This window comes from Bacillus sp. FSL M7-1345, from assembly GCF_038006985.1.
In the GTDB taxonomy this organism is placed as follows: Bacteria; Bacillota; Bacilli; order Bacillales; family Bacillaceae_G; genus Bacillus_A; species Bacillus_A cereus_U.
Map to the genome: position 1 here is coordinate 3778918 of NZ_JBBOWG010000001.1, position 24109 is coordinate 3803026.

The window sequence follows — 24109 nt, forward strand, 5'->3', positions numbered from 1 at the left end:
CCCTTTTCATATAACATCATTAAAATAAACAAAATAATCTGAAAAGGGGCGTTATGTATGCAGCGTTACCTCGCTCTATCATTAGCACTCATCCCGATTTCATTAGCCGTGCTTGGTATTAAACTAATGAGAGATACTGTATTTGGGATTTTATTCTCCCCAATCCCTATATTATGGTTACAATTTTTAATCGGCGCTCTTTGCTTTGCACTCGGGTTTTATATTTTCGGCGGCTTCGTCTTACACAGAGATCGTAAGAGAAATAAAGTGCAAGCCCGCTTCAGAAGATAGAACAAAGTTTTCACATACCGATAAAAAAATGAGACCATTATATTAGGTCTCATTTTTTTATCGGTAATAAAGTTCTTGCTGTTTCAGGATAATCAGTAATAATCGCCGATATGTTCATATCAAAATATTTACGCATAAGCGTTTCTTCATTTATCGTGTAAGGACGAACCTCTACACCACTTTCCATCGTTAATTCAGCGATGGCATCTTGAAGATAACGATAATTCGGATGCACTGCAGTAGCACCCATCTTTTTTGCATATGCCCACGGGCTATGCAAACCTTCCCGATACAAAATAGCTGTTTGAATATCAGGAGCCATCATATGGCACCGTTTCATACTATAGTGGTTAAACGAAGAAAATATAACACGATCCTCCAGACTAAACTTACGCACAAGTGTTATAACCTCTTCTTCTAAACCTCTGTATGGAATTTTATCATTTTTAAGTTCAATATTAAGTAGCAATTGCGTTTTTTCAAGCCATTCCAGTACCTCTTCTAAAAGAGGAATTTTACAAAAGCCTATTTTTTCACTAAATTTATAACTTGCATCTAACTTACATAAATCTTCGTATAAATAATTTCGAACAGCACCTTTTCCATTCGTCGTTCGATTCACAGTTTCATCATGAATAACGACAACTTTTCCATCTTTCGTTAATTGAACATCGAGTTCAATTCCGTCTGCCCCGAAAGCCTCTGCTGCTTCAAATGAAATCATTGTATTTTCCGGATACGTTCCCGCCGCACCACGGTGCGCAAATATAAGAGTCATCCTCACTCCCCCAATCTTATGCTATACTATACGAAAAAGGAGGTACTTCTATGAGACCATTACAAATTTCTCCAGACACTGCAGTCCGCCTATCAAAAGCGTTAGGTGTTCCACTTGAACAACTTATGCATATGCCTCAGCATATTTTAATCCAAAAATTAGTTGAATTAGAAAAACAAAATAAAGACGAAGAATAATATAGTCCTGTTTTGCAGGGCTTTTTATTTTTCTCTATTATATCATGGATGACTTCCCTACTAAAATTCTTTAACGGACATGCTGCGATCCAATTTAATCTTTCTTTCCTTCAATCATTCATAATCAATTATAAGTTAAACCCCCTCTTTTAATAAAAGAGGGGGTTTTTACCATTCATTTCAGCTACTCAAATTATGCAGTTTTCTTTTCTTTGTTAAAAATCGTAAACAATTTATACAACCCTAAAGAAGCTGGAATGTTCATGAATGCAAATGCCTCATAAGTATAATGAGGGGCCGTTTCCCATAGTAACAAGAAAGTAAATACCCCTAATGTACTAACCATCGCAATCCGGATAACTTCTGATTCAGTTTCATCTTTCTTTTTATACAGTATAACAGCTGCCATAACAGCTACATACACGAATAATTTGATAACATACGAATATATAGTAACGATTTTATTATTCGTTGAACTATAGTTCGATACGAAATTAGTTACCATATCATTCTTCTGCTCAAACCATTCTCCAATACGGTACATGGAGAACTGACTCGATACCCATTCTCTAGTTATTTTTTCATTTAGATGTTCTATGTAACCCATTACACCAAGTTCTTTGAAACGCTGTACTATAACTTCTTTATTGTGTTCATTCAAGTCCTTCGTATTCTTCATGTTTTCATCATCAATATAATCTGCATCCGCTTGATTCCAAACACCATACGTATCTTTGTTAACACCCATTTTTACCCAGTGGGAATACGGAATTTTTTCAATTTCATTATCGGTACTGAGATTTAGTTTTGTCGTTATACCTTTAAAACTTACAATGAGAATTAAACAAAATAAAACACTACTTAATACCTTTACAGAATATTCCTTACGAAACTTTAAAATATTTTCAATTAAAATCGCTAATGCTACCGCCAATGCTGTCGGTCTTATAATATAAGTACAAGCTGCGAAAACACCTAATAAAATCCATAAAATAATCTTCATTTTTTTTGTTTTCGCCGTTTTCAAACATAAATATGTATACATCGTTGCTGAAATGAAAAATACTACTAATGTATGGGTGTAAAAAACCGGTGCCTGCCAATATATAAAAATGTTTAGCACAGATAACACAAGCGAAATGTGAGCAACTTTAAAGTTTGTAATTTTCCTTACAATCAATACATTTAAAATAATACTACCTGTTATACATGCGATCGGTAATATTTTTATTGCTAATTCTACGCTCCCTATTAATTTTGCAAAATACCCACCGAGTAATACAATGTGTGTATTATATGGATAAAATAGAAGCTGTCCCATTTCTAAAAAATGATTATCCCCATTAAATACAGAAACAATTCCTTCTTTAAGGATGGCATAATCTCCCACAACAGGGTTAAATGCTATAGAAGTAATAATTATTTCTATCGTCAAAATGCTCATTATACCTAAAGTAATCATGATATTTGTAGACGTTCTTTTCATTTTATTAATAACCCATTTATAATACATCAAGAAGAGTGCAAATAAAAGAATTGTCGCTACTATAACAACACCTACTTCACTTGCAGTATACTCCTCAGTCGGATAAGGAAATTCTCCACTCATCAAAATTTTTTTCGGAATAAAAAATTTACTTACTATCATTGAAAACACAGACAAAAATACCGTCATGACAATGATTGGGTACGATCGACCCACTATTTTTTTTACAGACATTCTTATATTCTCCTATATCTCTAGCATTTCCCAATCAATGATACGCTATCAAAATTACACTGTCAAACCATCGTATTGTATTCCCTGTATAATCTGCTTTGCTCTTAAGGTTTTCTACATATATTTACATAATTTCCGCTATCCATTCACTAAATCACCTCACAATTTTGCGAAGACGTTAGGTCGGGAATCTCGATTGGTGAAGATTAATAATCAGTGCAGGATGAACACCATCTACTACCTCTGATTCTTCTTTTTTATCTATTTCAACACTCGCATGTTTATCTGCTGGATTATCTGCAAGTTCTAATATTTCAAAAGTAACTGCAACAGCGAGAATTCCCATAATTGCTACTATTCCTAGCCAAGTTAATATTTTATTTTCCTTCTCCCTATCTGTGCTTATTTAATCCTCTCATAAAATTAAATAACTCCCTTTCATTAACCTAAAAAACTTTGATAAAATCAAACTCACTATTCCGTTTCTTCTCGACAAAATAAAAAGACCAACGAATCATAAAATTCATTGGTCATTGAGTGAAAAGTTTATTGGTTTTAAAATTGATATTCAGTATAGATTGCAAGAATTCTTCGGCTTTAATAAAGAGTAAACCTTTGCTACTTCTAATCTCAGCTAGCCTTATGTTCAAGTCTTAGCTTATCCGCAACCATTGCGATGAACTCGGAATTCGTAGGTTTTGCTTTTGACATGGATACTGTATAACCAAATAAGGACGAAATAGAATCAATATTCCCACGGCTCCAAGCTACTTCAATTGCGTGACGGATTGCGCGCTCGACACGACTTGCTGTTGTATTATATTTCTTTGCGATATCTGGATATAATACTTTCGTAATAGATCCTAGTAATTCGATATCATTGTACACCATAGAGATTGCTTCTCGTAAGTACATATATCCTTTAATATGAGCGGGTACACCAATTTCATGAATGATACTTGTAATACTCGCATCTAAGTTTTTCGGTTTGCCATCAATCGTTGTTGCTGATCGGAAAGATGGTAACGGACGTTTAATGGTAGAATTTTCCTTACCACTAACTTGACGAATATGACTTGTTAAATTCTCCATATCAAATGGTTTTAATATGAAATATGATGCCCCTAAATCAACCGCTTTTTTCGTCACATCTTCTTGTCCGAATGCTGTCAACATAATAACGTTAGGTTGTCTTAACCTTTCAATATGTCGCATTTTCTCTAGCACAGCTAGACCATCTAAATGTGGCATAATAATGTCTAAAACGAGTATATCAGGCTGCTTTTCTTTCAATAAGTTTAAACATTCTTGACCATTGTAAGCAATTCCAATAACTTCCATATCATCCTGAGCAGCAACATAGCTCTCTAGCATCGATACCAATTCTTTATTATCATCCACAAGACATACTTTAATTTTCTCCACAGTTTTTCCTCCCTTACCGAATCGATTCTTCCGACATGTGTAAGCTTCTAGGCTACATGAATTGTTCGACAATTGTGTGAAAATTCCCTTTAAAGTTTCTTACTTTCCGATAAAATCACAAAAAAATATGTTTATCGTTCATTTTTTTCCTTTCGCAACACATTCCATCATAGAATTACAGCGAAACGTTCAACCCTTTGCTTATATTTTACAACAAAAAACAGCTCTTGCGGAGCTTTTACAAAATTTCAACGAATTTTTCAAAAGAAAAGCGAGCTAATATGTATTAGCTCGCTTTTTTCTCTTGATCATAAATATTAATTCCAGCCTCATGTAACATCCATTCAATATGAACACCGTATCCTGACGTTGGATCATTTACAAATACATGTGTAACCGCACCAATTACTTTCCCATTTTGTACAATCGGACTTCCACTCATTCCTTGTACAATGCCACCCGTTTTTGCTAGTAAACGTTTATCTGTCACTTTTATAACCATACCTTTTGTAGCCGGGAACTTTTGTGGTACTGTACTAACAACTTCAATATCAAACGCTTCCACCTTATCTTGATCAATAACTGTTAATATTTTCGCTGGCCCTTCTTTTACTTGATTGGATAATGCGATAGGCATTGCTTTATCCATTATGCCGTTTGTCATATTTGTATTTAATTTCCCAAAAATACCATACGGGCTATTTATTGTAATATTACCAATCACTTCACGATCCGGTGAAAATCTTGCTAATTTTTCTCCCGGGTTCCCGTGACTTCCTCTTTCAATAGACGTTACTGTCGAACGCATAATTTGTCCATCTTCTACTTGAATTGGCTTTTTTGTATCATTATCGGAAATTACATGACCAAGCGCTCCGTATTTCATAGAATCTGGATGTACAAACGTCATCGTTCCGATACCAGCTGCTGAATCACGAATATACAATCCAATTCGGTAAGAAGATTCACCATTGTCTTTTTGTGGTGTTAGCTTAGCACGAATATATTTTCCATCTCTTAATAAAACAAGATTAAGCGGTTCACCTGTTTCTCCACTATTATGAATAAATGGTGCTACATCACTCATTCTTTCAATTGTTTTACCATTGATTTCGGTAATCATATCTCCAATCTGTACACCAGCTGTTTCACCAGGAGATACTTTACCCTTTTCAGTTTGAATTAAATGATGGCCTACAACAAGTACACCTTTTGTGTTCAATTTTACACCAATCGATTGTCCACCTGGAATAACTTTAAAATCTTTTAATACTTTCACATTTACTTTTTTCACTGGAAAACCAGCAAGTTGAAACACCATATCAGCTTCACCATTTTGGTGAGAATTTACCATAAGTTCTTGTTCATTTGAACTTACAGTAAATACATTACGATTTGTAGATGAAGCCTTAAAAACTGGTAATGATGCTATTTCTGATTGTTGTCCTTCAAAAACAACAAGTTGCTTCGGCGATGAAATAAACGTTCGAAGCGGTTTAAAACATCCAATAAAAACTAGAGAAACAAGGAGACAAAGACCTATTATTTTTCGAAATCTTTCTAATTTCAATTTGTTCACTCTCCTCGCTCCTACCCACATTCAGCCTCTTGGCTTCACTTTTTAATCTCTCCTTGCAGTGCTTTATTTATAACCGGAAGAATTAAGAAATCGTCATTTGAGAAAAAAAAGCTATCCATTACTGGATAGCCTCTGCTGTCTGTTTGAAATGATGCGCTTGCGTAAGTAACTCTTTCGCATGCTCTGTCGTTAAATCTGTAATTTCAACACCAGAAATCATTCGAGCAATTTCTGTTACTTTTTCATCCGTACTTAACACAGTAACCGATGTAATCGTCCGATCATTCGCCACTTGTTTTCTAATAAATAAATGCGAGTCCGCCATTGAAGCTACTTGAGGTAAGTGCGTAATACAAAGTACTTGCGAGTTTACTGATACACGATAAATTTTTTCCGCAATAGCCTGCGCAACCCGACCACTCACACCCGTATCCACTTCATCAAAAATAACAGATGCAACACCTTGATGCTTAGAAAAAATGCTTTTTAAAGCTAAAATAATACGAGATAACTCTCCGCCAGAAGCGACCTTTGAAAGTGGCTTTAACGGTTCACCCGGATTCGTTGAAATATAAAATTCCACATGATCGTAGCCATCCGCCGTAAGTTTTACCGGTGTTCCTTCCACGAGAGGTTCTTCTACATTTCCTACCCTCTTCATAATTCTCACTTCAAATTTCGTTTTTTCCATATATAGTTCTTTTAATTCTTGATGAATAGCGCTTGTAAGATGATCCGCAAGCTCATGACGCATAGTACTTAACAACGTTGCTTCTTTTACAATAACACCTTCTAATTTCGTTAACTGCTTTCTCGTCGTTTCAATATGTACGTCTTTATTTTCAATCGTAAAAATTTCTTGTTCAATTTTATCAGCATACGCTAAAATCTCTTCTACAGTATTTCCATACTTTCTCTTTAACATACGGATTTCATTCAAACGTGTTTCAATTTCATCTAGACGTTTCGGATCATATTCCATCATATCTAACTTTTCTCTAAGCTGATATGCAACTTCTTCTAATAAGTAATAACTATTTGCAATGGAATCATGATTTTCTTGATACGCTTCATCTAAGTGCGTAATACTCTCCATTTGTCCCATTGCATTTCTTACGTGATCTAATCCCTGTCCGTCTCCACTTAACGAACGATACGCATCTCCTAATGCTTTATAAATCTTTTCAAAATTGGAGATTTTTAATCGTTCCTCAGTCAATTCATATTCTTCATCCATTTTTAAATCCGCCTTACGAATTTCTTCATGTTGGAATTGAATTAAATCTAGACGATGGGCCATTTGTTGTTCATTTTCACTTAAAGATTTTAGCTGTTTTTTTAACTTCTCATAGTCTGTATATACATTTTGATATATGGCCAATTGTTTAACAATGCGATTTCCATCAAAATGATCAAGCATAAACATATGACGCTCTTCATTCATTAAATCTTGTGTTTCATGCTGTCCATGAATATCAACTAGCGTTTTTCCAATCTCTTTTAATATGCTGAGTGTAACAAGTTTCCCATTTACACGACAGACACTTTTTCCGTTAGCAGCGATGTCACGCTTCAAAATAATCATGCCATCTTCTATTTCTATATCTAACTCTTCTGCCTTTGCGATACATGGATGCTTGGCATCTTCTACATAGAATAATCCTTCTATCTCAGCCTTTTCTGTTCCATATCGAACAAATTCTGCTGAACCACGGCCACCAACAAGCAAACTAATTGCATCAATAATAATGGATTTTCCAGCTCCTGTTTCACCACTTAAAACGGTTAAACCTTTTTGAAAAGAAATATTTAATGCCTCGATAATAGCAAAGTTTCTGATCGATAATTCCGATAACAATGCCCCATTCACCTCGTTATAAACTAATCCCCAATTAAGGGCTTTTCTCAGTATTCTTCATTCAAATAGTTATACTATATGTTTGTATGTATAAATTACTCTTCTAACCCGCTCCATTGTACCAAACATTCGTTTTACGGGTCAATCCACCTATTTTCTAACTTCATTCAAAAAAAATAATGTATTGTATTTGAATATCCATATTTTTCGCCAATAAAAATATCTTGTTTACTTTCCACTTTACAGAGGAAAGTAAACAAGATTTTTCTGTTACAGCATATTTAAGAAACGATCAGAGACAACACCTGTATCTTCAGGTGTACGGCAAATAATTAAGCAAGTATCATCACCACAAATGGTTCCGACGATCTCATCCCACTCTAAATGATCAATAAGTGCCCCAAGTGAATGAGCGTTACCAGGCAATGTTTTTAGCACAAGCATATGTCCTGCCGTGTCTAATTTTACAAATGAATCCACTAGATTTCGTTTTAATTTTTGCAACGGATTAAATCGTTGATCTGCTGGCAAGCTATATTTATAGCGACCATCATGTAATGGCACCTTCACTAAGTGCAGTTCTTTAATATCGCGCGATACTGTTGCTTGCGTTACATTAAACCCCACATTACGTAAAATATCAACTAGTTCATCTTGTGTTTCAATTTCTTTGTTCGCAATAATTTCCCTGATTTTAATATGGCGCTGACCTTTATTCATACATTTGCACCTCACACTATCTCTTACCATAGTTTAAACATTGGTATACTTCATTTATTTATGTTAACGTATAATCCGTTACTTGTATACAATTGTTTTTACAATAATTATACGATTACAACAAAAAGAGGAACAACATATGTTATTCCCCTTTCCCTTTTTGTTTTAGAACATTATGCGCTTCGGTAACAACTTGTTCAATAGAAACCGGAGAATGATTTTCGCCATTCTCACGCTCACCGTGCCACTTTAGATGAATTAAAAATTCAATATTTCCATCCCCACCTGTAATTGGTGAGAATGTTAAACCTTCGACATTATAGCCTTCCTTAAGAGCAAAATCGACAATCATTTCCACGACAGCTTCATGTACTTTTCTATCACGAACAATGCCTTTTTTCCCGACTTGTTCTCGTCCAGCTTCAAACTGAGGTTTAATCAATGCAGCTACATCACCATTTGGCGTAAGCATTGTTTTTAAAACCGGCAATATAAGCCTTAATGATATAAATGAAACATCAATACTTGCAAACTGCGGTAAACCACGCTCTAAATCTGCCGGTGTCACGTAACGGAAGTTCGTTCGTTCCATCACAACAACACGCTCATCTTGACGCAATTTCCACGCAAGTTGATTATATCCTACATCTAATGCGTAGGATAACTTCGCACCATTTTGAAGCGCACAGTCTGTAAAACCACCAGTTGATGAACCAATATCTATCATAACTTTATCTTGTAAATCAAGTTGAAATGTTTCTAATGCCTTTTCAAGCTTATAGCCACCACGGCTTACATACGGCATAACTTGCCCTTTCACCGTAATCTCCGTATCTTGCGAGATTTTCTCCCCTGGCTTATCGAGTCTCATTTCATTCGCATATACAAGACCTGCCATAACAGCACGTTTAGCCTTCTCACGCGTTTCTATAAGTCCTCGCTCTACTAATAGTACATCTACTCTTTCTTTTTTTATGCTCATTTGTTACGCCCTTTTTTGTTTTGATGGAATCATTGTATGAATACGGTCTACAACAGCATCTGTCGTTAAACCAATTTCTTCTAACAGTTTTGTTACACTACCATGCTCTATGAAGCGATCAGGAATACCCATTCGTTCAATTAAAGCACTATGGTATCCGTTCTCAGAAGCAAATTCAACTACTCCCGTTCCAAAGCCACCGATTAAACAAGCCTCTTCAATCGTTAAAATCGGTATATTTCCCCCTAAAAGCTCATGTAAATATGCCTCATCCATCGGTTTAATAAAGCGAGCATTCACTACTTTCACTGATACTCCAGTTTGTTCAAGACGCTCAGCTGCTTCCATTGCCATCGGGATTGTCGTACCAAACGTTAAAATTGCTGCTTGTGTGCCTTCTTTTAACGTTTCCCATGTACCAATTGGAATCGCCTTTAATTCTTCGTCCATTTGAACGCCAAGTCCATTGCCTCGTGCATAACGTAAAGCAATCGGTCCATCTTCGTATTGCATCGCTGTATATACTAAATGTTGTCCTTCATTTTCATCTTTCGGCATCATAAGTACCATATTCGGCAAATGACGTAAAAACGAGATGTCAAATACACCTTGATGCGTTTCACCGTCTGCTCCAACTAATCCAGAACGATCTATTCCAATGAAAACATTTAAATTTTGGCGACAAATATCATGAACAACTTGGTCATATGCTCTTTGTAAAAACGTTGAATAAATTGCTAAGAATGGCTTCATTCCTTGCGTTGCCATACCAGCCGCCATTGTTGTAGCATGCTGCTCTGCAATACCTACATCAATCATGCGATTTGGAAACTCTTTTTGGAATTTCTCAAGTTTCGATCCAACAGGCATTGCAGGCGTAATTGCAACGATACGTTCATCCGTTCTCGCTAGCTTAAGCACTGTTTCACTAACAACAGCACTCCATGCTGGTGCAACTTCCTTCGGTTTAACGAAGTCACCTGACTCAATTTTATACGGTCCTGTTCCATGCCAAGTTCCAATAACGTCACTCTCAGCTGGTTTATAACCTTTTCCTTTTTTCGTAATAACATGAACAAGTACTGGGCCTTTTGTTTTCTTTGCATATTGCAACGTTTCGAATAACTTTTCATAATCATGCCCATCGACCGGACCTAAATATGTAAAGCCTAATTCTTCAAAAAAGACGCCTGATACTAGTAAATATTTTAGACTATCTTTTATTTTCTCTGCTGTCGCAGCAACTTTCCCGCCGACTGCTGGGATTTTCTTCAATATATACTCTAGTTCATCTTTTACCCAATGGTACTTCCCTGCGGTACGTAAACGACCAAGTACATTATGAAGTGCACCGACGTTTGGTGCAATTGACATTTCATTGTCATTCAAAATAACAATCATGTCCGTTTTTTCATGTCCAATATGGTTCAATGCCTCTAAAGCCATTCCGCCTGTTAATGCACCATCCCCAATGATTGGTATAACGTATTCTTCCGTTTTCTTTAAATCACGTGCTAGGGCCATTCCCATTGCAGCAGATAACGACGTGGAACTATGACCAGTTTCCCAAACATCATGCTCACTCTCGCAGCGTTTTGGAAAACCACATAGACCTTGGTACTGCCTTAATGTGCCGAATTCTTTCGCACGCCCTGTTAAAATTTTATGTACATAGGATTGATGTCCTACGTCCCATAAAAATTTATCTTTCGGACTATCAAATAATTTATGCAGAGCAATTGTGAGTTCTACTACACCTAAATTAGGTGCAATATGTCCACCTGTTTGAGAGAGCTCTTCAATTAAAAACTTACGAATATCCTCACTCAACCCCTCTAGTTCACTGATAGACATATCTTTCAAAAAACTAGGGTTTTGAATTTGCGTTAGATCCACATGGATCACTCACTTTCATTTCATAATCTGTCAACATGTCAAATATTATAAGAAACATTTACACAACACAAGAAATTATCTTTTCTATTCTTCTTATCTTGTCCTGCTTTCAGAAAACACTTCCATTTTTTCACTTATCATATTATACATCATATTTCTTTACGTGATGAAAAAAATAGCCGCTAACACGAAGTGATAACGGCAATGTAATCTACATATATTTTTGCCAATAACAAGAAAAGAAAAACCTTTTCCTACATTTATATCATAAAATGATGAATGACTCAACAAATGGAAACGCTGTTATATTAGTTATTACGTTTTGCGATTAAATCACAAATAGATAGTAAATATTCATCTTGTAATTGTAAGGAGCTAATAGAATCTTTTGCTTTTGCAATTTTCTCCTCTAAAATAGATTTTGCTCTATCTACAGTAAATAACGTCGTATATGTGCTCTTTTCATTGGAAGCATCACTACCAATCGGTTTTCCAATCTCTTCTTCTGTTCCTTCTACATCCAAAATATCATCTCTAATTTGGAAAGCTAGACCGATATATTTCGCAAATGCAAGTAACTTCTCTTCTTGCTCTTCTGTAGCATCAGAAAGTATCGCTCCTGCAAGTACAGCAAACTCAAGCAGTTTACCTGTCTTATGCTTATGGATGTACTCTAATTCATTAATTGTAAGTCGTTTTCCTTCAGCTTCCATATCTGCCACTTGTCCAGCAACCATTCCTTCAGGTCCTGCTGCTTTCGCAAGCTCAAGTACAAGTCTTACTTTTTTTTCAGCAGAGATTTCTTTTTGCCCATATGCCATAATAACTTGAAAAGCATATGTCAACAAACCATCTCCTGCTAAAACTGCCATTGCTTCACCAAATACTTTATGATTGGTAGGCTTTCCTCGTCTTAGATCATCATCATCCATACAAGGTAAATCATCATGAATTAACGAATATGTATGAATCATTTCAAGGGCACAAGCTGCACCCACTCCAAGATTTCTTTCTTTTCCAAACGCTTGTAACGTTGCAAATAAAAGTAACGGGCGGAGACGTTTCCCACCCGCTTCCAAAGAATATGCCATCGCTTCACGAAGCACATTTGGACATTGTAATTCATTTGCATAGCTTACAAGATTTTCTTCTACGAAAGTTTTACTCTCTTTCAAAAAAGCATCAAAAGCTATATGTGTCACTATGCTTCATCTCCTAAAGCAGTAAACGGTTTAAGCTCTCCATCTTCTCCAAGGATAACTGCCATTTGTTCTTGTACATCTTTCAATTTCTCATCACAAAGCTTAGATAATTCCATGCCTTCTTTAAAATAAGAAATCGCTTCCTCTAAAGGTACATCACCTTGTTCAAGCTTAGAAACGAGATGCTCAAGCTGCGAAATTGCTTCTTCAAAGCTTAACTTATTTTCCATTATTCAATTCACGCTCCTCTATGCTTGATACGCTACAATCTAGTATTCCATCTTGTAATTGAACCGAAACAGCATCTCCAAGGCTAACATCTTTCACGCTTTTTAATACTTGTTTCTCTTCATCGTATACAAGCCCGTACCCTCTCATCATTACTTTAAGCGGGCTTAATACTTCAAGCTTTTGAGCCGCTCTCACAAATACGAACTCCTTCGTTTGAAGTAACGTTTGCATTTCACGTTGCAACTGCTTTTGCAACGTTTCAATTGCCGTTTTCGTTTGTATAATTTTTTGAGATGGGTGGTGCTTTTCTAAATAAAATGAAAGTTGCTTTAATTGATTTACTTTTTTATCTATATAACGCTCTTTCGCTAAAACAAGTTGTTCAAGAGCTCTGTCTAGCTGCTCTTCTTTTTGCTCATACACTTGCCTTGGATAACGGAACGCATAAGATTTTTGTAACACTTGCAGTTTTTCTTCTTTTTTATGTACTCTCTCTCTCATTGCTCTTTGCAATCTCAGAGTTCTTTGTAATACCTTTTCTTGTAACTCTATAATGTTAGGTACCGCCAGCTCAGCTGCTGCAGTCGGTGTTGGTGCACGTAAATCCGCGACAAAATCTGCGATTGTAAAATCCGTTTCATGACCTACAGCTGAAATAATCGGAATCTCACTTGTAAAAATTGCTCTTGCAACTACTTCCTCATTAAAGGCCCATAATTCTTCAATAGAGCCTCCACCACGTCCAACAATTAAAACATCAATATCTCCCATTTCATTCGCTGTACGAATTGCTTGTACAATTGAGGGAGCCGCTGACTCCCCTTGTACAAGTACAGGAAACACAATAACATTTCCAATTGGATAACGACGTTTAATTGTTGTTATAATATCGCGAATTGCTGCTCCTGTTGGCGACGTTATAACACCGATTGTTTTTGCATATGCAGGGATTGGACGCTTATAAACTTGAGAAAACAGCCCTTCTTCTTCTAATCGGACTTTTAATTGTTCATAAGCTAAATGAAGATTTCCAACTCCATCAGGCTGCATGTCTTGAATATAAATTTGATAAGAACCACTCGCCTCGTAAACAGAAATCTTTCCTTTTACAAGTACTTTCATTCCATTTTCCGGTCTGAATTTAATGTTACGATTATGACCCGCAAACATAACCGCTGCAATTCTTGCATTTTCATCTTTCAATGTAAAATACATATGACCACGACTATGATATTTAAAGTTGGAAATTTCTCCTTTTAACCAAACAGACTGTAAATGCGGATCATACTCTATTTTTGTTTTAATATAGCGTGTTAATGCTGTAACGGTTAAATATTGTTTCTCCATTGCTCTCTCCTCATAGCCGATTCAAATTATTGACAAACAACTCCTGCACGCTTTGCAGACTCCACAGTGTTGTGAAGAAGCATTGTAATAGTCATTGGGCCGACTCCTTTTGGCACAGGCGTAATGTAACCTGCAACGTCTAATACATTGTCAAAATCAACATCACCACAAAGTTTGCCTGTTTCTAAACGGTTAACACCAACATCAATTACAACCGCACCTTCTTTAATATAGTCAGCTGTTACCATTTTCGGTCGTCCAACGGCTACGATTAAAATATCAGCTAACTTCGATAATTCTTCTATATTTTGCGTCTTAGAATGACAATATGTGACAGTTGCATTTTCATTTAAAAACAGTTGCCCCACTGGTTTACCAACAATATTACTTCTTCCAATTACAACAACATGCTTTCCAGAAATATCAAGATTCGTTTCTTTTACTAATTCTAAAATGCCATGCGGTGTACATGGAAGGAATGTGTCTTGTCCCGTCATCATACGTCCTACGCTGATTGGGTGAAATCCATCTACATCCTTTTCCGGTGAAATTCTTTCAATGATAGCTTTTTCTTCAATATGTTTTGGTAAAGGCAATTGTACCAATATGCCATTAATGCGGTCGTCTCCATTTAAGCGATCGATTTCAGCAAGCAAACGTTCCTCGGTAATCGTTTCAGGAAGTTCAATTAGCTCTGAATAGATTCCTACTTGCTCACAGCCTTTTTCTTTTCCTTTTACATAAGAACGAGATGCTGGATCTTCTCCAATTAAAATAACTGCTAATCCTGGTACAATCCCTTGCTCTTTTAACTTCACAACTTCTTCTTTTAATTGTGCTCGTTTTTTCTCCGCAACTTCATTTCCTTTGATGATTACTGCTACCATTTTAAGTTTCCCCCTTAAAGAAATTACAGTGTATCTTTTATATTAGATAAAACGCCGTTAATAAAACGACGAGATTCCTCATCCCCAAATGTTTTCGCGATTTCAATTGCTTCGTTAATTGTTACATTGTGCGGAATTTCTTCCATGTATTTCATCTCACACACAGCTACACGTAAAATACTGCGATCAACAATACTAATACGCTCAAGCTTCCACTTTTTTAAATTTTGACGAATTGCTGCGTCAATCTCTTCTTTGTTGTCTACAAATCCTACAACAAGTGATTCTAGAAACTCATTTGTTTCTTCGCCTTCATCTAGCGTATTTTCCACCGCTACTTTCGGTTCTAATTCACCTGTAATATCCATTTGGTATAATGCTTGCATTGCTCTTTCTCTAGCCGTCCTACGTTTCATTGTAACTCTCCTTTATACTTCAAGTCTTTCCTTATGTTTTGTTATATTATTATAATTTATAAGCCGTCAATTCACTTACTCTTGCAGTTTTCATTGATTTTCCAACCTTATAATACAATGATAATAACACAATTTATCGTTTCACACACGGGGTACAAGGCTGAAAAATAATAAAAAGATTAACTTCAAGTTCCATATCTTATCACAATGTACGTTTTTTGGAAAAATGAAACATCCCGTTTTATATTTCTTATTTTTTAAAATAGTATAATAATTTGAGGGTTTTAATTTGTGAAGAAATGAAACGATAAAAAAGATGCCTATTTTACTAGGCACCTTTTTTCACTCTTACACTGGTTCGATTTCTGTTTTTTGTGTTTCGAATGTTACGCCAACGATGTGAACGTTCACTTCTTTTGGCTCAAGTCCTGTCATTGTAAAGAGTGCTTGGCGAATATTGTCTTGAATTTTTTGTGCAACAACCGGAATTGCTACACCAAAATACATCACAACATAAAGGTCAACAATAATATCTTCGTTTGCTAATTCAACCTTTACACCTTTACCATGATTTTTCTTACCTAACTTCTCAACAACATCTGTAGCAAAATTACCACGCATTGCCGCTACACCTTCTACTTCAGCAGCTGCAATACCTGCAATTACTTCGATTACTTCTGGTGCAATTTCTACTTTTCCAAGAGTTGTATCTTGACCCATATCTAACATATGTTCAGCCATGAAAAAAACCTCCTTTAATGTATCACTGCGTCACAAGTTCATGCTCTTCCAAAAATTTCGTGTTAAACTCACCTTTTACAAAATCAGGATGATCTAACAATTGCAAATGGAACGGGATTGTTGTATGTACGCCTTCAATGACAAACTCACTGAGCGCTCGCTTCATTTTTGCAATTGCCTCTTCACGTGTTTTTCCGTGAACAATTAATTTAGCAACCATCGAATCATAGAAAGGTGGTATTGAATATCCCGGATATACAGCTGAATCGACGCGAATACCAAATCCGCCTGGTGGTAAGTACATTTCTACTCTACCTGGAGATGGCATAAATTTTTTGGCAGGGTTTTCCGCATTAATTCGACATTCCATTGCCCAACCATTAAATTGTACTTCTTCTTGCTGTAACGATAACTTTTCTCCAGAAGCAACAAGAATTTGTTCTTTAATTAAATCCATCCCTGTTACCATTTCAGTAACTGGATGTTCAACTTGGATTCTCGTATTCATCTCCATGAAATAAAAGCTTTTCGTTTTATATTCATAAATAAACTCAACCGTACCAGCACCTGTATAATCAACCGCTACCGCCGCTTTAACTGCTGCGTCACCCATTTGCTTGCGAATATTCTCATCAAGTGCAGGTGATGGACTTTCTTCTAATAGTTTTTGCAGACGGCGCTGAATTGTACAATCACGCTCTCCTAAATGAATGGCATTTCCATGTGTATCTGCCATTATTTGAATCTCAACATGGCGGAAATCTTCAACGTACTTCTCTAAGTATACACCAGGGTTCCCAAAAGCGGTACTGGCTTCTTGCTGTGTAATTTGAATTCCTTTTACAAGCTCTTCTTCATGGCGCGCAACACGAATACCTTTTCCGCCGCCACCTGCAGTCGCTTTAATAATAACTGGATATCCAATTTGATTAGCAAGCTCGATCGCTTCTTCGGTATTTTTAATAATCCCTTGTGAACCTGGTACAATCGGAACCCCTGCTTCTTTCATTGTATCACGTGCAACGTCTTTTGTGCCCATCTTTGAAATAGCTTCCGGGCTTGGACCGATAAAAATCAAGTTACACTCACGGCATAATTCTGCAAAATCTGCATTCTCTGCTAAAAATCCGTATCCCGGATGAATTGCATCACAACCTGTCAATTTTGCAACGCTAATAATGTTCGTCAAATTTAAATAGCTTTCTTTCGAAATCGTTGGTCCAACACAATACGCTTCATCTGCAATTTGCACATGAAGTGACTCTTTGTCTGCTTCAGAATAAATTGCAACTGTTTCAATATCCATTTCTTTACAAGCGCGAATAATTCGTACAGCAATTTCTCCACGATTGGCTATTAATACTTTTTTTATCATCACAAAGACTCCCTTATTACGCTTTTACAAGAAATAGCGGTTGTCCATACTCAACAAGCTGTCCGTTATTAACAAGAATTTCAACAATTTCGCCCTCTACATCTGCGTCAATTTCGTTAAATAATTTCATAGCTTCAACAATACATACGATAGAATCTTTCGATACTCTGTCCCCAACACTTACATATTGAGGTGTATCAGGCGAAGAAGAGGAATAAAATGTCCCTACCATCGGTGATGTGATTTTATGTAGGTTTTCATTTTGAACAGCTTTCTCTTCTTCTTGTTTTTGCACTTCTACTTGCGCTGCCGCTACTGTTGTTTCTACTTCAACAGATGCTGCTGGTTGTACTACCTGTTTCGTTACCGGTGCTTGCACAGCAACAACTTCATTACCACGTTTTTTCATTTTGATTGTTGTACCGTCTTTTTTGTATTCAAATTCATCAATATTAGAGCTATCAATTAATTTAATTAATTCACGAACTTCTTGAATTTTAAACATGTAAAATCCACTCCCATACTCTTGTTTGTCCCGTTTTTACAGATTGGCATCAAACTGATTTACTGTAAAAATACGATGTATTCTATTAGAAAATTTATTCCTATGACATTTACTAATAGAAATATTTACTATTCCCATCTTACGCTAAATTTTTTAAACATTCCAATTTATATTTCTTTATTATAAATCGAAACTCCTGTAAAAATATTATTCCACCAAAAAATTATTACCTAGTAATAATACCAAGTTTCACACAAAATTGGCAAGACCACTTCCTAAAAAACATTCTTTACTTTTTCAAAACTGTACAGTATAAAAACGTAATTCCCTCAGCATTCTTCATTTTATCTACGGTAAAAAAACATATTTTTACCAAATATTTTTTTTTTGTTTACGTGCCGTTCATTCTTCCTTCATAAAAGAATAGTATGTTCAAAGTGTAGAAAATTTATTGTAGTGAGGTGCGGACATATGATATGGCTCATCCTGTTCTTGCCTGCCGTAGTGATTTGGGCATTGGTCCTCTTCATCCACGTCAAATCTGGAAAAAGTAATCACCATCATCATGAACCATTAATCTTTTACTCACAGCGTATTTCCCCGTTTCCAATTGAAAATACTAAATACAACTGCAAAGATGAAATAGAAAAAGGCTATCGAAAACGATAGCTTTTTTCTATTATTCTTTTATCTAATTTGAAGAAAAAACACCCATTATAATGAATATGCCACTTTATTTTACTGATGGATCAAATTTCACACCTACATCTTTTGAACCACCCTCACTTCTTACGAGCTGAATAATTTTATTCGCTTCTTTTTGTGAATGCTTTGCCGATTTAACTGTTACTTTAATGTCCGTTCCATCAGCTCTTACAAGAGCATCCTTATATCCACCTTGAGATTTAATCACTGTCTCAAGTAATTGTTGCTTCGTTTCCATTGTAGTGATTGCATCAAGATTATCTTTCGCTTTACTCTTTTCTTCTGCTGAAGATTTTGATGACTTCATTACATTTTGTAACTTTTCTTTCTCTACACTACGCTGATCTTCCATTTGCATACGTAACGCTGTGAAATTCTCATCGCTTGATTGAACTGTTACGCTAGCCTCTTTTTTACTTGTTTCTTTTTTATCATTCTCTTTTTTGTCTGTTTCTTTATTTGTAGTTTCCTTGCTTGTACTTTCTTTTGTTGTCTCTTTATTTGTAGTTTCTTTCGTTGTTTCTTTTGTAACTGCTTTATCAGCACCTTGCTTTTCTTGTCCCATCTTTTCACCCGTTGCCGGTGTTGCTGTATTCATTTTATCAGGAGTTGTTACGTAATAAACAGATAGCACAACCACTAAACTTAACATCGTTAATAGCCAAACCGTTTGTTTTTTTAACACTTTATTTCCTCCCTATCCATTTTTCGGTGATACTGAAACACGATGAGCTGGTACATCTAATAATCGCGTCACAGCTTCTTTTACCATTGCTTTTATTTGTATATTATCCACTCCCTTTGCTACGACCAGAACACCTCGTACTTTCGGTTTCTCTGTTCGCAAAACAATTGGAGTTTCTTTATCACCTTCACGTATAATGACTGTCTTTTCATCAAGAGACTCGTCTTCTACTTCCCTTTTACCGCCTGCTTTATCAGTTTCACCTGTCGTTTGTGAACGTTTTACTGTATTTTTCTCGAGTATTTTTTCTTCAGATGAATCTAGGTTCACTTTAATAGTTACGTCTTTTACTCCGGCTATCTCTTCTAAAGAAGCTTTCAATTCTTGTTCATACGCTTTTTCGTATTTTTCTACATTTGACATATTATCATTGTTTTTTTGACCGAAAGTTGGTACATCTTTATCTTGGCTTTGACTTGTCTTTTCTTTAAACACAGGCACTTCTTCTTTTTTAGGTGATAAGAAATTACTAGAAAACATAAGCGCAATCCCAAGTATGAGTAGGACAAGCAAAAACTTAGGTGTTACCTTTTTCCCCTTCTCATTACTTTCTTTTCCATCCCCATTTAATAGGTTTCGAAAAAATGAGAACCTCGAATTTTTATCTTTATTGTCCATTTACGCTACCTGTCCTCCCTTCCGTCTGAACTTGGATTTGTTTATCCTCTAGTTGCCACCTGCTTGAAAAGAAACCTTTCATTTCTACATTCGTTTCTTCTATTTTTTTTGGAGGTTCTTTCATATTAATTTCAATTGGCTTTACTGTTTCGATTGCATCATTTTTACTACGTTCTTTTTCTTTCAACGTCACAACAACAGATTGAATATCTTTCGCTGACTTTACTTCTTCTGCATGTTCCACTGCGACTATTTGTATTTCAGAGACTGTCATACCATACTTTTTCTCAAACTCTTTTCCTACGTCTTTTTTCATTTTGGTAGCCATCTCTTCTAAACTATATGCACGTGTTAGAGCTTGTATTTCTTTTTTCTTCGAATCTATCGAATTTTTTACAGATCCATCTGCTACGTACTTTTCTTCATTGAAATTTGCGATAACTTCATTTACATCTGTTTGTAACAACTTAAATAAAGGCGTTAAAATTAATACGACTAACAATAGACTTACAACGAATTTAACGTACTTTTGCAAATTTGAATTTGGAAGAATAAGATGAAGCATTGTCGCTAAGAGTAAAAAAACGATAATATTTCTAATCCACTCTGTAACAAATTGCACACTCTTCACCTCCTACCGCATCATGAGAGTAATGTTCCCGGCAGCAATAATAATTGTGATACTTAAAAAGAACATAAATGATACGATAGCTAAGCAAGCAAATACGTAAATGATACTTCGTCCAATGATATCTAAACATTGAATAATTGCTCCTCCGCCTACTGGTTGCAATACTGCTGCTGCGAATTTATAAATAAACGCGATACAAAAAATTTGAATCGCTGGGAAAGCGACAATTAAGCATAAAATAACGAGCCCGATAATTCCGACTGTGTTTTTTAATAATCCAGATGCACTAATAACAGTATCTGCCGCCTCAGTAAACATCCTTCCTACTACAGGAATGAAGTTTCCTGTTACAAATTTAGCCGTTTTCACAGCTATACCATCAGCAACGGCTGACGCTGTTCCCTGTACAGATAATACGCCTAAAAAAACCGTCAAAAAGATACCAATAATCCCAACACTAACGTTTTGCAAAAGCTTGGACAATTTCGTAACTTTATATTGATCACTCATCGTGCTTACAATACTTAATATAGTTGCAAGTAATAAAAGTGGTAGAACGATATAGTTCATAAGAAGCCCACTCGTATTCATTAAGAAAATGATGATTGGATGAAAAAATGATACAGAAACAACACCGCCGCCTGTTGCTATGAGTGCAAGTAAAATTGGTAATAACGCTAGTATGAAATCTACCATTGTTTGTATCGTCTCTCTTGCATATGTCATGACGACATAAAAACTATTTAAAGCGAAAATAATAAGTACCATGTATACGACTGCATCAGCGATTTTACTCACGCTACTCTTTGAAAAAGCAGATTGCAACGATTGCAACAATGCACTGAAAATCGTTAACATAATGAGCGTTCCAAGTAACTTTCCATTTGCAACAAGCTCGTGAAATAAATATTTTAGTAAACCTATCATCCACTCTTTTATGGAGAACTCTTTTTCTCCCTTTACAAACTCCATAAAGCTTCCTTTTTGACTCTCTGGTAAATAGCCTCCATACTTTGTAACAAGCCCGTCCCAAAATTGCTTCACATCTTCAATTCCGAGCTTATCCAATTGTTGATCAACGACGTTTGTTTCTATAGGAGAAGCTTGTACAACAATCGGTAAAGAAAAGAAAAGGAAGCAAGCAAATAATAGCTTAGCTCCAAACTCCCTCAACATTCACTCCCCCTTATCCCGTAGGTAAAAAACCGAGAATTGTTTCAATTACAACCGTCAAAATAGGAATTGCCATGACGAGAATTAAGATTTTCCCAGCTAATTCAATTTTCGAAGCGATTGCACCTTGACCAGCATCCTTTGTAATTTGCGCACCAAACTCAGCGATATAAGCAATCCCTATAATTTTCAATAACGTTTCTACATATACGTTGCTAACCTTCGCTTCACTCGCCACTCTCTCAATCATTTGTAAAATAGAATGAATTTGATCGATTAAGAGAAGAAACATCATGCTACCAATGAATACAATAAATAACGATGTAATACTAGACTTATGCTGATTTAAAACAGCAGCTAAAAATGTAGCAACGAGGCCTAATCCGACAATTTGTATAATTTCGATTCGAACCGCCTCCTTTACTGGAAGAGAAAGACACTTTTAATCTTGTCGAATAGAGTATTAATTAAAAATGCAACATGAAACAAAATAACGACAAAACCGACAAGGATAACCCAATTTGCAATATCCTCTCGCTTTAATTCTTTTAGTACAGTATGAATGAAAGCTAAAACAATGCCGATTCCGGCGATTTGAAATATTAATCCAACATCAATGGACATCGCCTTTCTCCCCCCTATAGCAGTAAAATTACGATAAGTAGCCCTGCTAGTACCCCTAAACTCTTTATCATTTTTTCATATTGTAGTTGTAATGCTTTCGCTTCTCCTTCTTCTCTCTCCAAATGTGTAATACATAAGCGAATATGTTTTTGCTGTGATTCACGATCATGTTGTCCAAGTGTTTCACCAAATTGTTGCAGTATTTCATACTCGGTTTGTTTAAACGCCGTTAACGTCCAGTTCTCCTTCAAACTATCAATCCAAGCTTCTCTAACTGTTTGCTCCCCGTCCTCTAGCCGTTTCGAAAAGCTTTGAAATATCCAATTTAACGGCTTCGGCATTTGTTTGACTAAACGCTCTGCAGCCTCAGATAACGGCGTGTGTCCATACATAATTTCAGCTTCTAATGATTGCAATGCTGCCTTCAATAACCTAAGTTGCCGCGGTCTCTCACTGTACCTTTTAGCGTATGAAAATCCGAAAAAAGTGCTAACAGCAACTATTAATACCGCACCAAATATTTTCACCATACGCCTTGAACCTTTCTATGGGATAATACTGGTTTTCCATCTCTATCTTTCACTTGCATAACTGTTCCTGGCCCTCTCGCTTTTGATAATTCCACAAACCTATCAAATACACCAAGTTCCAGCACCGCCTGTAACGATGGACGTTTCACAACATCATCATAAGAAAATCCATGTGCACTTATAAAAAGCTGAACGCCGGCATGTACCGCCTCCATAATCGCTTCACTATCTTCTTTACGTCCAATTTCATCTACGATTAATATGTCTGGGCTCATAGAACGAATCATCATCATCATTCCTTCAGCTTTTGGACAAGCGTCTAATACATCTACTCGCACGCCAAAGTCATATTGCGGGATTCCTTTCACACAGCCCGCAATTTCTGATCGTTCATCAACAATCCCCACTTTACATGAAGGAATTTTCGAAGCACTTACACCTTGACTCATACAGCGTGCTACATCTCTTAAAAGTGTTGTTTTCCCCGTTTGCGGTGGGCCTATTACCATCGTGTTTAACCATCGTGATTCATAAAGATATGGCAGAAGCGGCTCAGCAATCCCTATTTTTTGACGGGCAATCCGAATATTAAAAGAAGAGACATCCCGAATCATTTTCACTGCACTTTTTTCTGTAATGACTTTTCCAGCTAGACCAATTCTATGTCCTCCTCGTAGTGTCACATATCCACGTTTCAATTCCTCTTCCATCGTATAAATTGAGAATTGACTTAATTTATTCAATAAATGGATTGCATCTTCCGCTGTAGCGATATAGTCATAGAAAAACACTTCTCCATGTGCGATACACTCTAGTGGTCTTCCAATTCGAACACGAATTTCCTCTAGAGCATCGTATTGTTTACAGCCTTCAACTAACTGTCTCATCGTTTTCGGTAAAACTTCTAATACTTCTTTCATAAGCTTCTCCCCA

At 36.1% G+C, this 24109-nt stretch carries 28 protein-coding genes; 3 read left to right on the forward strand and 25 right to left on the reverse strand.

Annotated features, from left to right (window positions below; translation table 11 throughout):
- Positions 1-57: 57 nt before the first annotated feature.
- Entirely contained in the window at positions 58-291 is a 234-nt protein-coding gene (locus MHB76_RS19670) for a DUF2627 domain-containing protein (RefSeq protein ID WP_002111735.1), read from the forward strand.
- A gap of 49 nt (positions 292-340) precedes the next feature.
- Here MHB76_RS19670 and MHB76_RS19675 read toward each other — a convergent pair whose 3' ends face one another.
- A complete protein-coding gene (locus tag MHB76_RS19675; RefSeq protein WP_078172840.1) occupies positions 341-1069 on the reverse strand; it encodes a glycerophosphodiester phosphodiesterase in 729 nt (242 codons plus the stop codon).
- A 50-nt stretch (positions 1070-1119) separates the two neighbouring features.
- Between MHB76_RS19675 and MHB76_RS19680 the strand changes: the two genes are divergently transcribed.
- Complete coding sequence (locus tag MHB76_RS19680; protein WP_001247671.1) at positions 1120-1266, forward strand: YycC family protein; 147 nt, start codon at positions 1120-1122, stop codon at positions 1264-1266.
- A 193-nt stretch (positions 1267-1459) separates the two neighbouring features.
- Here MHB76_RS19680 and MHB76_RS19685 read toward each other — a convergent pair whose 3' ends face one another.
- The 16 genes from MHB76_RS19685 to accB form a co-directional block, all read right to left on the reverse strand.
- A complete protein-coding gene (locus tag MHB76_RS19685) occupies positions 1460-2986 on the reverse strand; it encodes a glycosyltransferase family 39 protein (protein WP_078172839.1) in 1527 nt (508 codons plus the stop codon).
- Positions 2987-3164: 178 nt separating this feature from the next.
- The gene (locus MHB76_RS19690; protein ID WP_242476347.1) at positions 3165-3332 is read right to left on the reverse strand and encodes a hypothetical protein; all 168 of its coding nucleotides are present in this window, start codon (positions 3330-3332) and stop codon (positions 3165-3167) included.
- Between the two features lie 284 nt (positions 3333-3616).
- Complete coding sequence (gene spo0A / locus MHB76_RS19695) at positions 3617-4411, reverse strand: sporulation transcription factor Spo0A (RefSeq protein ID WP_016100158.1); 795 nt, start codon at positions 4409-4411, stop codon at positions 3617-3619.
- A 286-nt stretch (positions 4412-4697) separates the two neighbouring features.
- Positions 4698-5990: a SpoIVB peptidase gene (gene spoIVB, locus MHB76_RS19700; RefSeq protein WP_033711018.1), complete on the reverse strand. Its 1293-nt coding sequence runs from the start codon at positions 5988-5990 to the stop codon at positions 4698-4700.
- 118 nt (positions 5991-6108) lie between these two features.
- Positions 6109-7848, reverse strand: coding sequence for a DNA repair protein RecN (gene recN, locus MHB76_RS19705; protein WP_016106127.1), 1740 nt, complete (start codon positions 7846-7848; stop codon positions 6109-6111).
- Between the two features lie 270 nt (positions 7849-8118).
- On the reverse strand, positions 8119-8568 hold the full coding sequence (gene argR, locus MHB76_RS19710) for an arginine repressor ArgR (RefSeq protein WP_002015076.1): 450 nt from the start codon (positions 8566-8568) through the stop codon (positions 8119-8121).
- A gap of 142 nt (positions 8569-8710) precedes the next feature.
- Positions 8711-9550 (reverse strand): TlyA family RNA methyltransferase, encoded by an 840-nt coding sequence (locus MHB76_RS19715; protein WP_002160533.1) that lies wholly within the window; start codon positions 9548-9550, stop codon positions 8711-8713.
- 3 nt (positions 9551-9553) lie between these two features.
- A complete protein-coding gene (dxs, locus tag MHB76_RS19720) occupies positions 9554-11446 on the reverse strand; it encodes a 1-deoxy-D-xylulose-5-phosphate synthase (protein ID WP_078172837.1) in 1893 nt (630 codons plus the stop codon).
- 308 nt (positions 11447-11754) lie between these two features.
- Positions 11755-12648, reverse strand: a complete 894-nt coding sequence (ispA, locus tag MHB76_RS19725; RefSeq protein WP_002145801.1) for a (2E,6E)-farnesyl diphosphate synthase — start codon at positions 12646-12648, stop codon at positions 11755-11757.
- Positions 12648-12878, reverse strand: coding sequence for an exodeoxyribonuclease VII small subunit (gene xseB / locus MHB76_RS19730; protein ID WP_000428422.1), 231 nt, complete (start codon positions 12876-12878; stop codon positions 12648-12650). The genes ispA and xseB overlap by 1 nt, the downstream gene beginning before the upstream one ends.
- A complete protein-coding gene (gene xseA, locus MHB76_RS19735) occupies positions 12868-14226 on the reverse strand; it encodes an exodeoxyribonuclease VII large subunit (RefSeq protein WP_002111752.1) in 1359 nt (452 codons plus the stop codon). Before xseA ends, xseB begins: the two co-directional genes overlap by 11 nt.
- Positions 14227-14252: 26 nt before the next feature.
- The gene (folD, locus tag MHB76_RS19740) at positions 14253-15113 is read right to left on the reverse strand and encodes a bifunctional methylenetetrahydrofolate dehydrogenase/methenyltetrahydrofolate cyclohydrolase FolD (protein ID WP_002160530.1); all 861 of its coding nucleotides are present in this window, start codon (positions 15111-15113) and stop codon (positions 14253-14255) included.
- A gap of 23 nt (positions 15114-15136) precedes the next feature.
- Positions 15137-15529: a N utilization substance protein NusB gene (gene nusB / locus MHB76_RS19745; protein ID WP_002067080.1), complete on the reverse strand. Its 393-nt coding sequence runs from the start codon at positions 15527-15529 to the stop codon at positions 15137-15139.
- 348 nt (positions 15530-15877) lie between these two features.
- Positions 15878-16270, reverse strand: a complete 393-nt coding sequence (locus MHB76_RS19750) for an Asp23/Gls24 family envelope stress response protein (protein WP_000807630.1) — start codon at positions 16268-16270, stop codon at positions 15878-15880.
- A 22-nt stretch (positions 16271-16292) separates the two neighbouring features.
- Positions 16293-17645: an acetyl-CoA carboxylase biotin carboxylase subunit gene (gene accC / locus MHB76_RS19755; RefSeq protein WP_002160529.1), complete on the reverse strand. Its 1353-nt coding sequence runs from the start codon at positions 17643-17645 to the stop codon at positions 16293-16295.
- 16 nt (positions 17646-17661) lie between these two features.
- The gene (gene accB, locus MHB76_RS19760; protein ID WP_002160528.1) at positions 17662-18150 is read right to left on the reverse strand and encodes an acetyl-CoA carboxylase biotin carboxyl carrier protein; all 489 of its coding nucleotides are present in this window, start codon (positions 18148-18150) and stop codon (positions 17662-17664) included.
- Positions 18151-18621: 471 nt separating this feature from the next.
- On the opposite strand from accB, the gene MHB76_RS19765 reads away from it, so the two are divergent.
- Positions 18622-18819, forward strand: coding sequence for a DNA recombination protein RecO (locus MHB76_RS19765; protein WP_078172836.1), 198 nt, complete (start codon positions 18622-18624; stop codon positions 18817-18819).
- A gap of 64 nt (positions 18820-18883) precedes the next feature.
- Here the strand turns inward: MHB76_RS19765 and MHB76_RS19770 are convergent, their stop codons facing one another.
- The 8 genes from MHB76_RS19770 to spoIIIAA are packed head-to-tail and all read right to left on the reverse strand — an operon-like array spanning position 18884 to position 24096.
- Complete coding sequence (locus tag MHB76_RS19770; RefSeq protein ID WP_199708800.1) at positions 18884-19540, reverse strand: SpoIIIAH-like family protein; 657 nt, start codon at positions 19538-19540, stop codon at positions 18884-18886.
- Positions 19541-19552: 12 nt separating this feature from the next.
- Positions 19553-20218 (reverse strand): stage III sporulation protein AG, encoded by a 666-nt coding sequence (spoIIIAG, locus tag MHB76_RS19775; protein WP_078172834.1) that lies wholly within the window; start codon positions 20216-20218, stop codon positions 19553-19555.
- The gene (gene spoIIIAF, locus MHB76_RS19780) at positions 20208-20840 is read right to left on the reverse strand and encodes a stage III sporulation protein AF (protein WP_002160526.1); all 633 of its coding nucleotides are present in this window, start codon (positions 20838-20840) and stop codon (positions 20208-20210) included. Before spoIIIAF ends, spoIIIAG begins: the two co-directional genes overlap by 11 nt.
- 12 nt (positions 20841-20852) lie before the next feature.
- The gene (gene spoIIIAE, locus MHB76_RS19785; RefSeq protein ID WP_002160525.1) at positions 20853-22025 is read right to left on the reverse strand and encodes a stage III sporulation protein AE; all 1173 of its coding nucleotides are present in this window, start codon (positions 22023-22025) and stop codon (positions 20853-20855) included.
- Positions 22026-22035: 10 nt separating this feature from the next.
- Complete coding sequence (spoIIIAD, locus tag MHB76_RS19790; RefSeq protein ID WP_078172833.1) at positions 22036-22419, reverse strand: stage III sporulation protein AD; 384 nt, start codon at positions 22417-22419, stop codon at positions 22036-22038.
- 23 nt (positions 22420-22442) lie between these two features.
- Positions 22443-22646 carry a stage III sporulation protein AC gene (gene spoIIIAC, locus MHB76_RS19795; RefSeq protein WP_000020914.1) on the reverse strand — a complete coding sequence of 68 codons (204 nt, stop codon included), beginning with the start codon at positions 22644-22646 and terminating at the stop codon, positions 22443-22445.
- A 14-nt stretch (positions 22647-22660) separates the two neighbouring features.
- Entirely contained in the window at positions 22661-23176 is a 516-nt protein-coding gene (gene spoIIIAB, locus MHB76_RS19800) for a stage III sporulation protein SpoIIIAB (protein WP_002088574.1), read from the reverse strand.
- Complete coding sequence (spoIIIAA, locus tag MHB76_RS19805) at positions 23170-24096, reverse strand: stage III sporulation protein AA (protein WP_078172832.1); 927 nt, start codon at positions 24094-24096, stop codon at positions 23170-23172. Before spoIIIAA ends, spoIIIAB begins: the two co-directional genes overlap by 7 nt.
- Positions 24097-24109: the final 13 nt, after the last annotated feature.

Bases quoted from the DNA above. Each gene is read 5' to 3' on its own strand.
- MHB76_RS19670 (WP_002111735.1), top strand. From the start codon at position 58: ATGCAGCGTTACCTCGCTCTATCATTAGCACTCATCCCGATTTCATTA.
- MHB76_RS19675 (WP_078172840.1), bottom strand. From the start codon at position 1,069: ATGACTCTTATATTTGCGCACCGTGGTGCGGCGGGAACGTATCCGGAA.
- MHB76_RS19680 (WP_001247671.1), top strand. From the start codon at position 1,120: ATGAGACCATTACAAATTTCTCCAGACACTGCAGTCCGCCTATCAAAA.
- MHB76_RS19685 (WP_078172839.1), bottom strand. From the start codon at position 2,986: ATGTCTGTAAAAAAAATAGTGGGTCGATCGTACCCAATCATTGTCATG.
- MHB76_RS19690 (WP_242476347.1), bottom strand. From the start codon at position 3,332: ATGGGAATTCTCGCTGTTGCAGTTACTTTTGAAATATTAGAACTTGCA.
- argR (WP_002015076.1), bottom strand. From the start codon at position 8,568: ATGAATAAAGGTCAGCGCCATATTAAAATCAGGGAAATTATTGCGAAC.
- MHB76_RS19715 (WP_002160533.1), bottom strand. From the start codon at position 9,550: ATGAGCATAAAAAAAGAAAGAGTAGATGTACTATTAGTAGAGCGAGGA.
- xseB (WP_000428422.1), bottom strand. From the start codon at position 12,878: ATGGAAAATAAGTTAAGCTTTGAAGAAGCAATTTCGCAGCTTGAGCAT.
- xseA (WP_002111752.1), bottom strand. From the start codon at position 14,226: ATGGAGAAACAATATTTAACCGTTACAGCATTAACACGCTATATTAAA.
- folD (WP_002160530.1), bottom strand. From the start codon at position 15,113: ATGGTAGCAGTAATCATCAAAGGAAATGAAGTTGCGGAGAAAAAACGA.
- nusB (WP_002067080.1), bottom strand. From the start codon at position 15,529: ATGAAACGTAGGACGGCTAGAGAAAGAGCAATGCAAGCATTATACCAA.
- MHB76_RS19750 (WP_000807630.1), bottom strand. From the start codon at position 16,270: ATGGCTGAACATATGTTAGATATGGGTCAAGATACAACTCTTGGAAAA.
- accC (WP_002160529.1), bottom strand. From the start codon at position 17,645: ATGATAAAAAAAGTATTAATAGCCAATCGTGGAGAAATTGCTGTACGA.
- accB (WP_002160528.1), bottom strand. From the start codon at position 18,150: ATGTTTAAAATTCAAGAAGTTCGTGAATTAATTAAATTAATTGATAGC.
- MHB76_RS19765 (WP_078172836.1), top strand. From the start codon at position 18,622: ATGATATGGCTCATCCTGTTCTTGCCTGCCGTAGTGATTTGGGCATTG.
- spoIIIAG (WP_078172834.1), bottom strand. From the start codon at position 20,218: ATGGACAATAAAGATAAAAATTCGAGGTTCTCATTTTTTCGAAACCTA.
- spoIIIAE (WP_002160525.1), bottom strand. From the start codon at position 22,025: ATGTTGAGGGAGTTTGGAGCTAAGCTATTATTTGCTTGCTTCCTTTTC.
- spoIIIAC (WP_000020914.1), bottom strand. From the start codon at position 22,646: ATGTCCATTGATGTTGGATTAATATTTCAAATCGCCGGAATCGGCATT.
- spoIIIAB (WP_002088574.1), bottom strand. From the start codon at position 23,176: ATGGTGAAAATATTTGGTGCGGTATTAATAGTTGCTGTTAGCACTTTT.
- spoIIIAA (WP_078172832.1), bottom strand. From the start codon at position 24,096: ATGAAAGAAGTATTAGAAGTTTTACCGAAAACGATGAGACAGTTAGTT.